The following is a 15153-nucleotide window of genomic DNA, read 5'->3' as shown; positions in this document are numbered from 1 at the left end:
CGTTCGGTCCGCGAGCGCCGTATAGCGGCGCCGCAGCGGATACGAGGACGACAGTTACCGCGCGTCAGCCCTTGCGCGCATTCGCCGAAGCGACCGCCGTCATATTGATGATCCGGCGCACGGTCGCAGCCGACGTCAGGATATGCACCGGCTTCTCCGCGCCGAGCAGGAACGGCCCCACCGTCACGCCTTCGCCGCCGATCATCTTCAGCAGGTTGTACGTGATGTTCGCGGCTTCCACGTTCGGCATGATCAGCAGATTGGCTTCGCCCGTCAGCGTCGTGCCCGGGAACGCAGCCTTGCGGACCATTTCCGACAAGGCGGCGTCACCGTGCATTTCGCCGTCGATCTCGAGGCCCGGCGCGCGTTGCGCGATCAGCTTGCGCGCTTCGGCCATGCGTTGCGACGAAGCCGACGGCACGCTGCCGAAGTTCGAGTTCGACAGCAGCGCGACCTTCGGCGTGATACCGAACTTCTCGATTTCGCGTGCGGCCAGCACGGTCATGTCGGCAAGCTGCTCGGCGCTCGGCACTTCGTTGATGTACGTATCGCAGATGAACAGATTGCGGCCCGGCAGCATCAGCAGGTTCATCGCCGCCAGATTCTGGACGTTTTCCGCCTTGCCCAGCACCTGCTCGATGAACTTCAGATGGCTTTGGTACGTGTCGATCATGCCGCAGATCATGCCGTCCGCGTCGCCCACCCGCACGAGGATCGCGCCGATCAGCGTGTTGAACTTGCGCAGCGCGGCCTTCGCGACTTCCGGCGTCACGCCTTCACGCGCACCGATCTCGTGATATTCCTGCCAGCACTTCTGGTAGCGCGGATCATCTTCCGGATTGACGATCTCGAAGTCTTCGCCGCACTTGAGCTTCGAGCCCATCTTCTTCAGACGCATGTCGATCACCGCCGGACGGCCGACCAGGATCGGCCGCGCGATCTTCTCGAGCAGCACGAACTGGGCAGCGCGCAGCACGCGTTCGTCTTCGCCTTCGGCAAACACGATGCGCGCCGGCGCCGACTTCGCCGCCGCGAACACCGGACGCATCACCATGCCGGTCCGGTAGACCGTGGTGCCGAGTTCTTCGCGATACGCGTCCATGTCCTTGATCGGACGGGTCGCGACGCCCGAATCCATCGCAGCCTGCGCGACGGCCGGCGCGATCTTGATGATCAGGCGCGGGTCGAACGGCTTCGGGATCAGGTAGTCCGGGCCGAATTCGAGCGTGTGACCTTCGTACGCCTTCGCCACTTCATCGCCCTGGTCGGTTTCTTCGGCCAGTTCCGCGATGGCGCGCACGCAGGCGAGCTTCATCTCTTCCGTGATCGTCGTCGCGCCCACGTCGAGCGCGCCACGGAAGATGAACGGGAAGCACAGCACGTTGTTGACCTGGTTCGGATAGTCCGAACGGCCCGTGGCGATGATCGCATCCGGGCGCACCTTCTTCGCTTCTTCCGGGCGGATTTCCGGTTCCGGGTTGGCCAGCGCGAGGATCAGCGGCTGGGTGCCCATTTCCGCGACCATTTCCGGCTTCAGCACGCCGGCGCTCGAACAGCCGAGGAACACGTCGGCGCCGCGAATCGCGTCGCCCAGCGTACGCGCGTCGGTATTGGCCGCGTAGCGTTCCTTCGACGGATCGAGATTGCCTCGGCCTTCGTAGATCACGCCCTTCGAGTCGGCGACGAGCACGTTCTTCTTCGACAGGCCCAGGTGCACCAGCAGATCCAGACAGGCAATCGCCGCGGCGCCCGCGCCCGAGCACACCAGCTTCACTTCGTCGAGCTTCTTGCCGACCACTTTCAGGCCGTTCAGGATCGCCGCGGACGCGATGATCGCGGTGCCGTGCTGGTCATCGTGGAAGACCGGAATCTTCATGCGCTCGCGCAGCTTCTTCTCGATGTAGAAGCATTCCGGCGCCTTGATGTCTTCGAGGTTGATGCCGCCCAACGTCGGCTCGAGCATGGCGATCGCATCGACCAGCTTGTCCGGATCGGTCTCGGACAGTTCGATGTCGAACACGTCGATGCCGGCGAATTTCTTGAACAGGCAGCCCTTGCCTTCCATTACAGGCTTCGCGGCGAGCGGACCGATGTTGCCGAGACCGAGCACGGCCGTGCCGTTCGTGATCACGCCGACGAGGTTGCCGCGCGACGTGTACTTCTGCGCGTCGAGCGGCTCGTCGAAGATCGCCATGCAGGCTGCGGCGACGCCCGGCGAGTACGCCAGCGAAAGGTCAAGCTGGTTCGATAGAGGCTTGGTCGGCGTGACCGAAATCTTGCCGGGCTTCGGATTCTGGTGATACGCGAGAGCGCTTTGCTTCAGTTGTTCGTCCATGTTTTGGCCTGCGAGACGTAAGTAAAATTGGCCGCGGCCCGCTGTGGGTCCGGCTCATCGCGCCGTGTGCCTCGCTTGCATGAATCGAATGGGTCATCGACTGCAGTGGTTTTCACCTGCGCCGGTTAGGCGCAGCGTCAAACCTGAGCGGTTGGCGGACGGTGCAGAGCTTTTGCGGGGGAGTTAGTGTACACCCCGCATGGGTCATTACGCGTAGCCTTTAGAGCCGCTAACCATCGGCGAAACAAGGACTTGCAATGCTGCGGCGCGTCATTGCGCAGCAGCGCCCGCAGCGTCGCGCGAGGCTTCGCAAAAGCGCGCAGCGCGTCAGTCGAGAGCGGCGCCGCGACGCTCGGGGATCAGGAACAGCGTCGCAAGAATGTCGAGCAGATAGATCGATGCGAGCAGCGCGAGCGCCGCGCCGAACGAAAAACGCGCCGCCAGCGCACCGACTGCGACCGGGCCGAAACCGCCCACCGCGCGGCCAATATTGAACAGCACGTTTTGCGCGGAAGCCCGCGCCTCAGTGGGATACAGCTCGGAGATCAACGCGCCGTAGCCACCGATCATGCCGTTGACGAACACACCCATGACCGCACCGCCGATCAGCAGCGCCAGCGGCGTGCTCAGATGCGCATAGACGAACACCATCGCCACTGCGCCGGCCTGGTAGAACAGGAAGGTCGGCTTGCGGCCGAAGCGGTCCGCGGCGATGCCGAACAGCCAGATGCCGAAGGCCATGCCGAGCACAGTCGCGGAGGTCCACAGACCGGATTTGGTCAGCGAATAGCCGAAGGTCTTCGAAAGATAGCTCGGCAGCCAGATCATCAAGCCGTAGTAGCCGAAGTTCTGCACGGAACAGAGAATCGCCACGCCGACGCTGGCGCGCGCGGTGCGCGCATCGGCAAACAGACGCCGCAACGGCAGCTTGCGCGCCGCCCGATCGTTCCCGGCGCGCCTCACCTGCCGCGCCTGTTCCGCGCGCTCGACGAACAGCGCCGGCTCCTCGACTTGCCGCCGCACGACGAACGACACCACCGCCGGCACGAGCCCGAGCGCGAACATGCCGCGCCAGCCGATCACCGGCAACAGCAGCGGCGTGAGCAGTGCGGCGGCCAGCACGCCGAGCTGCCAGCCGAGCCCCACGTACGACGAAACCCGCGCCCGCTGCGCCGCCGGCCAGGCCTCCGCGACCAGCGTCATGCCGATGCCGAACTCGCCGCCGAGTCCGAGCCCGGCCATCGTCCGGTAAGCCAGCAGATCCGCATAGCCCTGCGCCAGCGCGCACAGGCCGGTAAACACCGCGAAGATCAGAATGGTCCACGCGAGCATCCGCACCCGGCCGAAATAGTCGCTCAACACGCCGAAGACGATGCCGCCCGCCACCGCGCCGATCAGTGTCCAGGTGACGAGCGAGCCGGCCTGCGCCGACGACAGGTGCAGGTCGACGGCGATCGCCGGCAGCATGAAACCGAGGATCAGCAGGTCGAAGCCGTCCATCGCATAGCCGAGCACCGCCGCGAGCAGTGCCCGGCCGGCATAGCCGCGCTGCGCGGAGGCGCGGGAGGACGTGGAAGAAGAGGCGACAGTCATCGAAAGCATCCGGTAGGGCGCGGCCACGCTGACGAGATCGGCGCCGGAGCCGCCCGCCCCTGAAAATTCGCGTGAGTGTAATCGGCGTCCGCGCAGGCCACAAGCAAGCCAAAAAGGCCGACGCCCGCGAACCCCGCGGCGGCGCCATGCGAATGTGCGCCCTCGCCCGAAACGCCGTCCCATCGCGACGCCTCGCCGCCGCTATCCCTGTCATGACGGGTTTTCACGCACGACAGCCTCCTCGGAAGTGCCCGAATCGGGTAAAATAGCGGGCTACGCGCGTAGCAAAACCGGCCTGCACTCCACTGACCGGCTGCGTGTTCCGCCCATCAGGCGCGGAATACCCCGCTTGCTGCGCCACCGGGCTCCTGCGCCCGCGCCCTCCCCGCTCTCACCCAAGGATCCGCCCATGACAGGCTTCGATCGCCAGACGATCTCCGACACGACCGCCAAGATGCTGCTGGAAGTGCAAGCAGTTCACTTCAACGCGGAAAAACCGTACATCTTTACGTCCGGCTGGGCGAGCCCGGTGTATATCGACTGCCGCAAGCTGATCTCGTATCCGCGCGTGCGCCGCGGCCTGATGGAAATGGCCGAGGCCACCATCCTGCGCGACGTCGGCTACGAGCAGATCGACGCGGTCGCCGGCGGCGAAACCGCCGGCATCCCGTTCGCAGCGTGGCTGTCCGACCGCCTGATGGTGCCGATGCAATACGTGCGCAAGAAGCCGAAGGGTTTCGGCCGCAATGCGCAGATCGAAGGCCTGTTGACCGAAGGTCAGCGCGTCCTGCTGGTGGAAGACCTGACCACCGACAGCCGCAGCAAGATCAACTTCATCAACGCGCTGCGCACCGCCGGCGCGACGGTGAACCACTGCTTCGTGCTGTTCCACTACAACATCTTCAAGGAAAGCGTGTCGGTGCTAAAAGACATCGACGTCGATCTGCACGCGCTTGCCACGTGGTGGGATGTGCTGCGCGTCGCCAAGGAAAACGGCTACTTCGACACGAAGACGCTGGACGAAGTCGAGAAATTCCTGCACGCACCGGCCGAGTGGTCGGCGGCGCACGGCGGCGCGACGGCATCGCCGCAGTAAGGCTTCACGACAAGCTGCGCAGTGAACTTTTAAGCGCACTGAGTCAGACCGGCATCACGCCAGGTGCTCCGGTTTTGGCCCTTGCGGCTGACAGTAAAAAGGCTGCCTGTCCACAAGACAGGCAGCCTTTTTTATTCCACGGTCCTACACAAGCGTAAAAGCCTTACGCCGTGCCGCCCAACTCCCCAACAGAACTCGACGACAAATTCGACAGCCCATTGCTCTGCGCGTATTGAAACAGTTCGGAGTCTCGATCAAGGCCGAGCTTGCGCATGGCGGTGTTCTTCTGCGTGCTGATGGTCTTGATGCTGCGGTTCAACTGCCCCGAGATTTCCTTGATCGTCATGCCGGACACGAACAACCGCACCACCTCCAGTTCGCGCTTCGACAGGATCACCTCGTCGCTCTTGCCGCCTGCGTTCATGCGCAGCGTAGCGAGCGAGGCCTTGACCGACGGGCTCATGTATTCGAGATTGCGGCTGACGTGCTGAACCGCGAGGCCGATATGGCTCAGATCGTCCGCCTTGTTGACGAGCGAGGTGACGCCCAGTTCGCTCAGCCGCTTGAGCAGCGCGGCATTCTCGAGCATGGTCAGGACGACGATAGGCAGACTGGAAAAATTACGGCGCAAATAGCCGATCAGCGGCAGACCGTCGCCGTACTGCCCGCCGGGCATCGCGAGGTCGGTCACCAGCACGTCGCAAGGGACGGTCTGCAACGCTTTGATGAGTTCCGTTGACTGGCGTGCGCGCGCAACCACCTGAATGCCTGGAAATTTGAGCAGCGCGTGTTCTGCGCCGAACAAAATCACCGGATGGTCATCTGCCACGACGACCCTGACTGGATCTGGCATCGCTCTCCCTTCACCTGATGACACGCTCTCCGCAGCTTCAGTCATGCGTCATTCTGAAGTTCCGGGTTCTAAATGGGTGAACTTGCTTGCGTCTCGACGACAGGCGCAATTCGTCTGACTATAGCCGATTTCACCGTGCCACGGCCTGTCAGAGCGCGCCGCCAGGCGCTGCCAGGACAAAAGTTAATCTTGATTCGACCTCGGAGACAAAATAGGGACAATAATGAAGGTGAGGATGAACGTTCACGGCCCTGAGAGGAGAATCGGCACATGCGTTCGCGTTGCCTGGTCGTTTCGCTTGCTTCGCCCCGCTCCCGAACACCGTCTTTTGTACTGGCGATGCTCAGTCTCGCGCTCGCAGTCGCACACGGGCCGCGCGCGCTCGCCGAGGGGCCGTTCGCGCTCACGAGCACGAGCTTTCATGACGGCGGCATCGTCGACGCCGCCCAGGTTTTCGATCAGGACGATTGCAAGGGCGCGAACCGCTCGCCCGAGCTTTCCTGGCACGATGCGCCCGCCGGCACCCGCAGTTTCGCCGTGACCATATTCGATCCGGATGCACCCGGCCCCGGCTGGTGGCACTGGGCCGTCGCGCAGATTCCCGCCAGTCTCAACCGCTTGCCCGAAAATGCCAGCGCTTCGGGCTATCTGAAGAAGCTCGGCGCCGTCGAAGCCCGTAACGACTTCGATATCGACGGCTATGGCGGTCCTTGCCCGCCCGCCGGCAAGCCGCATCGCTACGTCATCACCGTGTATGCGCTGAACACCACCGATCTGCGGCTCGCCCAGGGCCGCCCGGCGCTCATGTTCGATCACGAGATCGGCACCGCGATCCTCGGCACCGCGCGTATGGTAGTGACCTACGGACGCTAGGGCGAACAACCCTCCACGCAGGCACCCCGGCTTCCGAGCGCCGGGGTGCCGGGCCGGATCGACCAACCCGCCGTCAACGGATGGCATCTCCAGCATAAAACCGTCATCGCACTGTCATTTGCACGGTGCAACTTCAATTTTCACCGATGTTTGCGCACGCCTGCCGTCATCCAGTCTTAAAATGACGTTCCGGCGCGCTGCAGCGCCTCCGTATCCCCGTAAGCCAGTGAGAGTGAGATGAGCACGAAAGTATTTGTCGACGGACAGGAAGGCACGACCGGCCTGAAGATTTTCGAATACCTGTCGCAACGCGCCGACGTAGAGATCCTGCGTATCGAAGAAGCGAAGCGCAAGGACATCGAGGAGCGCCGTCGTCTCATCAACGCGTCGGACGTCACGTTCCTGTGCCTGCCCGATGTCGCCTCGCGCGAATCGGCGTCGCTCGTCGAGAACGACCGCACTGTGCTGATCGACGCGAGCACGGCGTTTCGCACCAGCGCGGACTGGGCCTACGGTCTGCCGGAACTGGCCCGCTCGCAACGCGAGCGACTGCGCACCGCGAAGCGCATCGCCGTGCCGGGCTGTCATGCGTCGGCCTTCGTGCTGGCCATGCGCCCGCTCGTCGAAGCAGGCGTGGTCGCGCCGGACTTCGCCGCGCACAGCTACTCGATCACTGGCTACAGCGGCGGCGGCAAGAAGATGATTGCCGACTACGAAGCAGGCGGTAACGACCGGCTGAAGAGCCCGCGTCCCTATGCACTGGGCCTCACGCACAAGCATCTGCCGGAAATGGCGGCACATACCGGCCTGAACTCAGCACCGGTGTTCACGCCGATTGTCGGCGACTTCTACAAAGGTCTCGCCGTCACGACCTTCTTCTCGCCGAGCCAGTTGGCGAAGAAGGCCTCGCCGCAAGACGTGCTGGCCCTGTTCGCCGAATACTACGCGGGCGAAGCATTCGTGCGGGTCGCCCCGTTCGATGCCGAAGCGAATCTCGACGGCGGCTTCTTCGACGTGCAGGCGAACAACGACACCAATCGCGTCGACCTGTTCGTGTTCGGCAACGAAGAGCGCTTCGTCACGGTCGCGCGTCTCGACAATCTGGGCAAGGGCGCATCGGGCGCCGCCATCCAGTGCATGAACCTCGCGATCGGCACCGCCGAAGACAGCGGATTGAAACGCTAACTGCTCCCCGCCGGACGGCGCCTTGCCGTCCTTCAGCATAAAAAGCCGGTTTTCATAAACCGGCTTTTTTTCGTTTCAAATGCCCGTTTCAAAGTTTCATTCTGCAACCCTAATCAGCACGAATCCCTATCAGTAATATTCCCAATTACTTTTAAACAGAAACCCGCGGTTATTCATAAATCGGTAAATCGTGCACGAGCGCGATACACCGCGCATAGATTGCCGCCTGGGGAAATACCCGATTTTTTACCGAACGGCCGTTCGAAGATGATAGAGCCATTTTGCCCAAAGGCTTGACTGGCAAGCGTGTGCGGCAAAGCAACGTTGCCGCTCCCACGCCCGAAAATTCGTTTTTGTTTAAAAGGCTCGCCAACCTCACAGTAGCCAGAGCCGCGCGTTTCCACGGCTGTTTGAATCGACCTTTTTAGACGGTTCTGTCAATTGACAGGCCTTTAGCGTGCGGCGAAATTACTTCGCACAATTACATGAAAGGGAGACAGCAGCATGTGGGACGCCATAAACAGAGGCCTCGCATTGGCCCTTATCACCACCCCTTTGTTGATCGCCTGCGGCGGCGGTGGCGGCGGCAGCAGCCCTGCTGCGATCAACGCCCCGCAATGTTCCGGATCGAGTTGCACCGGCCAGGGTGCGCCCGCCGAAGGCACAGTGGCCTCGCTATGCCCGGCAACCGCCGATATCGGCAACACGACCTATCTGGGCGGTGCCGGCAGTGGCGAAGTGGTGAGCCTCAACATCAACGCCACAGCGATGACGTATACGCTGAAATGGCTCGAATCGCCGATTCCGCTCGCAACCGGCACCGTAACGCCGACCCGCGCGGGCGTGCAGATCACCGGCACCGTCGCCCATCCGCCGGCAGGCTCGTTACCCACTGCTGAACAGATACGCTGCGCGTTCATCCTGACGCCCGGCAGCGGCTCAGGACCCAATGGCTCGTACAGCACCTCTGCCGACTTCAACTCGAGCAATCCGCCGACGATCTTCATCGGCAACGGCGTAGCGGGCGGCGGCATTCCCGGTGCGACGGTCCAGTTCAGCGGACTGACGATCCTCGTCTATCAAAACGTCGGCGAGGTGCCCAACCGTCATTTCGACTTCTACCCGTTCCTCGGTTTCGCCAGCACGACAACGGACATCACGAAGCTGCCGGGCACCTATAACGGCCTGCTGTATCACCTGACGCCATCCGGCAACTACGCGACCGTCGGCACCAACAGCGTCGAAACCTTCGACTCGAGCGGCACCTGTACCTCCACCAACGCCACCAACTCCAGCTACTCGCCCAATGCCGGCGGCTGCCTGACCACGGGCAATCCGTACACGCTCGACAGCAACGGCTACTTCGACAGCACCCAGGCGCCGCAGATCGTCGCCCAGACATCGCTGCCGCTGGTCGGGCAAACCGGCAAGTCGGGCGTCGCGCACATGATTCTCGGCCAGTTGAACGGCGCGACGATCCCGCTCGTCGTGCGCACCGGCAACGTCAACCTCGGCACCGGTGCGCTGCACAGCGGCGCCCAGGTCGACGACGAATCCGGTATCGCGTTGCTCGCACAGGCCACATCGCTCGCTTCAGGCGGCTTCAACGGCGGCTACGTCGGTGCGGATTCGAACTTCAACTACACCGCCACGCTGATCAACGGAGCGACAGGCACCTTCGTCAATCCGCAAACGTCGAGTGCGGAGTCCAGCTTTGGCCTGAGCTACGACCTCACCAGTCCGGGGCTGATCGGCGTGACCGATCAGAACGGCAAGTCCGGCTACGCGATCTCCTCGGGCGGCCTGTACGCGATCCTGATCCAGGGTACGGAAAACAGCGGCGTGGTGTCGACTTCGGCCAATTCGAGCACCTCCAGCAGCCCGTACTTCGGCGTCGGCGCGCAAGTCAGCAAGTAACGAGACAGCAAATTCAGGAGAGGGCCGGACCGTGAGCCGGCCTCTACAACGAGAACATTCGGGAGGGGGCAGTATGAAATGGAAATTCCTCGCGGCATTGGCTTGCGCCGCGCCGTTGGTGACGGCATGCGGCGGCGGTGGCGGCAGCAGCTCGCCGGCGCCGGTTGTGCAGGCGCTGTGTCCCACCACACTCGACTACAACACGGTCTACACCGGCGGCGGAGGGGACGGCGAACTGGTCAAGCTGCAACTCGATACCACCAAGATGACCTGGCAGGTCAGCTATATCGAATCGCCGATTCCAGCGACCACCGGCACCGTCACGCCGACGCGCGCGGGCACGACAACCAGCGGCACGCTGACTCAGGTCACGCAACTGCCGACCGCGAAGCTCAACCAGTGTGCCTATCAACTGAACGGCGCAAGCCTCGACCCGACCCGCCCGGCACGCGTGTTCGTCGGCGAAGGCGTCGCGGGCGGCACGATTCCCGGCGCGCAGATCCAGTTCGGCGGCGTGCTCGGCGTCGGTGCGGTGCCGGACACGACGTTCCCGTACTACCCGTTCATCGGCTTCTCGTCGATTGAAACGAATCTCGCGAACGTGGCCGGCACCTACAACCAGCTCGGCTATCACCAGGTTCCCTCGCAGAATTTTCTGCCGGTCGCCGTGGACACGAAGATCACGATCAACGCCGACGGCACCTGGACCGAGTGCGACAACTCCGGTGTCAACGCGGGCAAGTGCCAGCAACCCGGCACGAACCTCGTGCAGTCGTCCGATCAAAGCGGCGCGTTCGAAACCGATAACTTCCAGGGTCAGGCCAAGGCAACGCTCGCCACGACGCCCGCCGCCAAGGGCTTCATGATCGTCGGCAAGCTGCGCGGCCAACTGGTGCCGATTCTGGTGCGCACCGGCGTTGCCAATCCGGCGGCCTTGCTGGCCGACGATGAATCGGGGATCTCGATTCTCGCGCCGCAGTCGACGATCGCGGTGAACTCGCAGAACGGCGAGTACATCGGCGTGGACAGCCAGTTCGACTACCGCACGACCGCGCTCGAAGGCACCGAGGCCACGCTGCTCGATCCGTTCAACGCCTCGCAGGCGTCGCTCGCGACCGCGCTGAATCTGGACTTTACCGAAACGGTGCCGGGGGAAGTGACCACCACCAGGGTGGGCGCATCGACGGGCACCACGCCGACCGGAAAGATGATCTTCACCGGTGGCGTCTTCGGCTACCTGGATCTGACGACGCCCGCATCGCCTTACTTCACGATTGGCGCGTTCGTCCAGTAATGGACGCAGCCAACACCGTCACTACGCAACGAGGCAACCGCTCCCCGGCTACCGCGCATGCAGTAAGCGCCGCGGCCGGGGGCCGCCAGGAACGCGCCGGCCATGCGGGCATCGCTGCCCGCCGCCGCGCGTAGCAGGGCTGCCCACCCAGGAGGAACGTCATGAAAAGAATACTTATTGCGGCACTGGCGATGTGCCTGTCGGTCAGCGCCTACGCGCAGCATGCCGGGGACAACGTCGCCGTGCTCGGCTGGTTCCACGTGGCGCCGAAGGATTCCAGCGGGCCGCTCACGACCTACGTCGCGCCGACCCCGATCAACACGCCGTTGCGTCTGCCGAACTCGTTTACCTCGCAGGGCACGAGCTTGTCGACCAATAACGCGAATACGGTCGGCCTCGTGTTCACCCACTTCCTGACCGACCACATTGCGGTTAGCTCGGTCGCGGGGGTGCCGCCGGTGTTCAAGCTCTACGGTCACGGCACGATCATGCCGCCCGGACCGGCAGGCGCGCTCGGCAGCCAGAATATCGGCGACCCGTCGAGCAATCCGATCGTGAAGAGCGTGCGTCAATGGAGCCCGGCCGCGATCCTGCAGTACTACTTCAACAGACCGGACGCGAAATTCCGGCCGTTCCTCGGTCTCGGGGTGTCGTACAACTGGTTCTCCGACATCCAGTTGAATCCGAACTTCGTCACGGCGACCCAGAACAACCTCGGCGCGGTGCTGGCCGCCGGCGCCGGCAAGCCGGGCACGACCCAGGTCTCGGCGAAGGCGTCGTCGTCATGGCAACCGGTGTTCAATGCGGGCGCCGAGTACAACATCACGAATCATTGGGGGTTGGTGGCCTCGGTCACGTACATTCCGCTCAAGACCACTTCCTCGACGATCATCAAGGCGGCTGACGGCACGGAACTGTCTGTGAGCAAGGCGGAACTGAAGGCGGACCCGATCATCTCGTTTCTTGCCATTTCGTATCGGTTCTGATGCCTGAAGCAGCGTAAGAATGCGAGAGTCCGGCCAATTCTCTGGACGAAAAAAAGCCCGCCTACTTGGGCGGGCTGAATCCATATCAGAGGAGACATGGAGGAGACAAGAACCACTATAGCAAAGCGTTTGGTGCGGCGCAACATCCGAATTAGGGTTGACCCTCGACGTTGTGTTTACACAACGTTACGCGAAACATCGCGCCGTTAGACCATTTTCAACGCCCTGCTCGCCGCGCAGAGACCTCGCCCAGCACCGCAAAGTCTTTCTCGCCGTCGCCATGCGCGATCGCCTCGATCAGGCTGTCGCGCACCAGGCTCGCCAACGGCAGCGGCGTGGATACCGCGTCGGCGGCGGCCAGCGCAAGCCGCACATCCTTCAGTCCCAGCCGCGCCTTGAACAAGGCCGGTTCGTAGCGCCGTTCGGCAATCATCTTGCCGTAGCCTTGATAGACCGGACCGGGGAAGATACCTGCCGTCACCACATCGAGGAAATCCTGTGTCGCCACGCCGTGTCCCGTCAGGAGGCTGGCGGCCTCGCCGAGCGTTTCGACCGCCGCAGCAATCATGAAATTGGCCGCGAGCTTCATCACATTCGCCTGTTTCGGCTGCGTGCCGACGCGCCACGTCTTCTGGCCAATCGCATCGAGCACCGGCTGCACGCGGTCGATCGCCTCCACCGGACCGGCGGCGATAATCGTCAGCTTGCCCGCCGCCGCCACGTCGGGGCGACCCAGCACCGGCGCAGCCACATAGAGCAGTCCGCGCGCCGCGTGCGCGTGGGCCAGTTCCTCAGCCAGCGCAACTGAAATCGTCGCCATGTTCACGTGAATCAAACCGCGCGGGGCGTGCTCCAGCAACGCGGTGTCGACCACCGCGCGCAGCGCAGCGTCATCGGCAAGCATCGAAAACACCGCTTCGCCCGCAAATGCCTCGGCCGGCGAACCCACCACTTTCGCACCTGCGGCGGCAAGCGGCTGCGCCCGTTCGCGCGAACGGTTCCAGACGCGCACGGTGTGGCCCGCCTTCAGCATGTTCTGCACCATGGCGACACCCATCTCGCCGAGCCCGATAAAACCGATGTCCATCTCTTGCTCCACTCTTCAAGGGAGTCTGAAGTAAAGCACAGCCGCGCTGTGCCTGCTGGCAGCGTGCCACGCGGCACGGTGCGATACTGATGCCATGGTCACCGCGACTTTCCGCTTCTATGAGGAGCTGAACGATTTTCTCGCCCGGCCGCTGCGCCGGCGCGCGTTCAGTTGTGTCTGCGCGCCCGCGGCCACCGCCAAGCACATGATCGAAGCGCTCGGTGTGCCGCATACCGAAGTCGAACTGATTCTCGTGAACGGCGAGTCGGTCGGCTTCGAGCGGCAACTGGCGGACGGCGACCGCGTGGCGGTCTATCCGAAGTTCGAGGCGCTCGATATCCAGCCGCTGCTGCGCGTGCGGGAACGGCCGTTGCGGGTGATGCGCTTCATCGCCGACGCCCATCTCGGCGGCCTTGCCCAACTGCTGAGGCTGGCCGGCTTCGATACGCTCTACGACAACCACTACCCCGACGCCGACATCGAGGTAATCGCCTCCGCCGAACAGCGGATCGTGCTCACGCGCGACCGCGAACTGCTCAAACGGCGCACCATCACGCACGGTTGCTATGTGCGCACGCTCAAACCCAAGGCGCAATTGCGCGAGATTTTCGACCGGCTCGATCTGGCCGGCAGCGCCCAGCCATTTCGTTTGTGCCTCACCTGCAACGCGCCGCTGCGGCGCATTCCAAAGGGCGAAGTGGCGGACCGTGCGCCACCAGGCGTACTCGAACGGCACGCGCAATTTGTCACCTGCGACGTGTGCCGGCGGGTGTTCTGGGAGGGCACCCACTGGCAGCGAATGCGCGCCCTGATGGACAGCATGGCGGGCGAACGCGCCTAAGCGCGCGGCCGCCCCGGAACCAGCGTTTGCGGCCAGCAAACCGCGCACCTGGCTGGCAAGCCGGCGCGATGCGTACAATGCGGGATTACCTATCATGCAGAGGCTTTCCGGATGGCGATGAAAAAAACCGACCTTGAGAAGAACAAGGCCCTCAAACTGACCAATTCGATGAAACTGGCGACCGCCGAGCGTTTCGGCAAAGCATCCGCCGCCGCGCCCGTGCTCGACCGTCGCGAACAGCGCAAGCTCGACCAGGCACAGGGACTCGTGCCGTTCGCCTGCAAGCTCAACGCCGAACTCGTCGAAAAGCTCAAGGAACGTGCGGCTGCCCACCCCGAAGGCATGACCGGGCTGCTCACCGAAGTCATCAACCGCGGTCTCGCTGCCGACGCTTCGTAACGCGGCATCGGGCTGCGAGCGCCAGACCCGTCTAAAGCGGGTCGAGCGAGGAACGACCCGACACCGCGCCGTTCCTCACCTCACCCGCCAACCCAAGCCGCGAATTGCTACGCAGTGCTGATTCGATGCCTTGTACATAGGCCTTCAGTCACGACAATCCCCTACCCGGAACAGGCCTTCTGCGTCCTGTCATCCCATAGTTGTACCGCTCCGATCCCGACACACAGGACTCTTGAGCAAGCCCATCCCGCTCGCCCAAAATAAATTTTCAGATAAGTGGGGAATCCCGTTGACTTGCCTTCGGGCGCGCGCCTAAACTTCGCTCGTTCTCACCAATGGGGCACATGCCTTGGACAGTTGTAGTTGTCGATCTTCGATACAGATCTCTGCCTGACAGGCACGACGTCCCGCGCTACAGCCCTTCTCTAGCCGCCGTCTTGCCAGCCAGGCAGACGGTGCGCGTCGCAGTACTTCGCAGTAAGCACTCCTGGTACTTCTCCGTGCCCATTCACTGATATCGCGCTTGCGGTATGCGTTTTGTCGCGCGTGCCGTTAGGGTTTTCAGCGCCACAGGTTCGCGCCTGCGGTGCAGTTCGTTCACGCCTTTCGTCAGCTTCGTCCTGACCGGCGTGTGGATCAACACACCTGCGCATTTTGCGCAAAGGAGGCCGTCATGCCTGACAGTGACCCTAGT

At 63.2% G+C, this 15153-nt stretch carries 12 protein-coding genes; 8 read left to right on the top strand and 4 right to left on the bottom strand.

Features of this window, described 5'->3' with window-relative positions:
• Positions 1-64 precede the first annotated feature (64 nt).
• Positions 65-2335: an NADP-dependent malic enzyme gene (locus AC1ECK_RS32165; protein ID WP_480326561.1), complete on the bottom strand. Its 2271-nt coding sequence runs from the start codon at positions 2333-2335 to the stop codon at positions 65-67.
• 327 nt (positions 2336-2662) lie between these two features.
• Positions 2663-3928: an MFS transporter gene (locus AC1ECK_RS32160; protein ID WP_480326560.1), complete on the bottom strand. Its 1266-nt coding sequence runs from the start codon at positions 3926-3928 to the stop codon at positions 2663-2665.
• A gap of 409 nt (positions 3929-4337) precedes the next feature.
• Here AC1ECK_RS32160 and AC1ECK_RS32155 point away from each other — a divergent pair, with 409 nt between their 5' ends.
• Positions 4338-5024, top strand: a complete 687-nt coding sequence (locus AC1ECK_RS32155) for an orotate phosphoribosyltransferase (RefSeq protein ID WP_429266572.1) — start codon at positions 4338-4340, stop codon at positions 5022-5024.
• 163 nt (positions 5025-5187) lie between these two features.
• Here the strand turns inward: AC1ECK_RS32155 and AC1ECK_RS32150 are convergent, their stop codons facing one another.
• Positions 5188-5877, bottom strand: a complete 690-nt coding sequence (locus tag AC1ECK_RS32150; RefSeq protein ID WP_480326559.1) for a response regulator — start codon at positions 5875-5877, stop codon at positions 5188-5190.
• Between the two features lie 270 nt (positions 5878-6147).
• On the opposite strand from AC1ECK_RS32150, the gene AC1ECK_RS32145 reads away from it, so the two are divergent.
• The 5 genes from AC1ECK_RS32145 (at position 6148) to AC1ECK_RS32125 (ending at position 12132) form a co-directional block, all read left to right on the top strand.
• Positions 6148-6750 (top strand): YbhB/YbcL family Raf kinase inhibitor-like protein, encoded by a 603-nt coding sequence (locus tag AC1ECK_RS32145; protein WP_480326558.1) that lies wholly within the window; start codon positions 6148-6150, stop codon positions 6748-6750.
• Positions 6751-6987: 237 nt separating this feature from the next.
• Positions 6988-7935, top strand: coding sequence for an N-acetyl-gamma-glutamyl-phosphate reductase (gene argC, locus AC1ECK_RS32140; protein ID WP_480326556.1), 948 nt, complete (start codon positions 6988-6990; stop codon positions 7933-7935).
• A gap of 504 nt (positions 7936-8439) precedes the next feature.
• Complete coding sequence (locus AC1ECK_RS32135; RefSeq protein WP_480326554.1) at positions 8440-9852, top strand: DUF2957 domain-containing protein; 1413 nt, start codon at positions 8440-8442, stop codon at positions 9850-9852.
• 73 nt (positions 9853-9925) lie between these two features.
• Positions 9926-11146 (top strand): DUF2957 domain-containing protein, encoded by a 1221-nt coding sequence (locus AC1ECK_RS32130; RefSeq protein WP_480326552.1) that lies wholly within the window; start codon positions 9926-9928, stop codon positions 11144-11146.
• A 161-nt stretch (positions 11147-11307) separates the two neighbouring features.
• Complete coding sequence (locus AC1ECK_RS32125; RefSeq protein WP_480326550.1) at positions 11308-12132, top strand: OmpW/AlkL family protein; 825 nt, start codon at positions 11308-11310, stop codon at positions 12130-12132.
• A gap of 217 nt (positions 12133-12349) precedes the next feature.
• Here AC1ECK_RS32125 and AC1ECK_RS32120 read toward each other — a convergent pair whose 3' ends face one another.
• Positions 12350-13219 carry an NAD(P)-dependent oxidoreductase gene (locus AC1ECK_RS32120; RefSeq protein ID WP_480326548.1) on the bottom strand — a complete coding sequence of 290 codons (870 nt, stop codon included), beginning with the start codon at positions 13217-13219 and terminating at the stop codon, positions 12350-12352.
• A gap of 94 nt (positions 13220-13313) precedes the next feature.
• Here AC1ECK_RS32120 and AC1ECK_RS32115 point away from each other — a divergent pair, with 94 nt between their 5' ends.
• Both AC1ECK_RS32115 and AC1ECK_RS32110 read left to right on the top strand, forming a co-directional pair.
• Positions 13314-14060: a Mut7-C RNAse domain-containing protein gene (locus tag AC1ECK_RS32115; protein WP_480326546.1), complete on the top strand. Its 747-nt coding sequence runs from the start codon at positions 13314-13316 to the stop codon at positions 14058-14060.
• Positions 14061-14171: 111 nt separating this feature from the next.
• The gene (locus AC1ECK_RS32110) at positions 14172-14459 is read left to right on the top strand and encodes a hypothetical protein (RefSeq protein WP_480326544.1); all 288 of its coding nucleotides are present in this window, start codon (positions 14172-14174) and stop codon (positions 14457-14459) included.
• The last annotated feature ends 694 nt before the right edge of the window (positions 14460-15153 follow it).

It is taken from the genome of Paraburkholderia sp. SSBN10T, from assembly GCF_056619545.1.
This window is presented reverse-complemented; position numbering and strand designations above follow the sequence as displayed.

Coding starts and splice junctions, on each gene's coding strand:
- argC (WP_480326556.1), top strand. CDS start 6,988: ATGAGCACGAAAGTATTTGTCGACGGACAGGAAGGCACGACCGGCCTG.
- AC1ECK_RS32155 (WP_429266572.1), top strand. CDS start 4,338: ATGACAGGCTTCGATCGCCAGACGATCTCCGACACGACCGCCAAGATG.
- AC1ECK_RS32125 (WP_480326550.1), top strand. CDS start 11,308: ATGAAAAGAATACTTATTGCGGCACTGGCGATGTGCCTGTCGGTCAGC.
- AC1ECK_RS32145 (WP_480326558.1), top strand. CDS start 6,148: ATGCGTTCGCGTTGCCTGGTCGTTTCGCTTGCTTCGCCCCGCTCCCGA.
- AC1ECK_RS32135 (WP_480326554.1), top strand. CDS start 8,440: ATGTGGGACGCCATAAACAGAGGCCTCGCATTGGCCCTTATCACCACC.
- AC1ECK_RS32165 (WP_480326561.1), bottom strand. CDS start 2,335: ATGGACGAACAACTGAAGCAAAGCGCTCTCGCGTATCACCAGAATCCG.
- AC1ECK_RS32150 (WP_480326559.1), bottom strand. CDS start 5,877: ATGCCAGATCCAGTCAGGGTCGTCGTGGCAGATGACCATCCGGTGATT.
- AC1ECK_RS32110 (WP_480326544.1), top strand. CDS start 14,172: ATGGCGATGAAAAAAACCGACCTTGAGAAGAACAAGGCCCTCAAACTG.
- AC1ECK_RS32130 (WP_480326552.1), top strand. CDS start 9,926: ATGAAATGGAAATTCCTCGCGGCATTGGCTTGCGCCGCGCCGTTGGTG.
- AC1ECK_RS32160 (WP_480326560.1), bottom strand. CDS start 3,928: ATGACTGTCGCCTCTTCTTCCACGTCCTCCCGCGCCTCCGCGCAGCGC.
- AC1ECK_RS32115 (WP_480326546.1), top strand. CDS start 13,314: ATGGTCACCGCGACTTTCCGCTTCTATGAGGAGCTGAACGATTTTCTC.
- AC1ECK_RS32120 (WP_480326548.1), bottom strand. CDS start 13,219: ATGGACATCGGTTTTATCGGGCTCGGCGAGATGGGTGTCGCCATGGTG.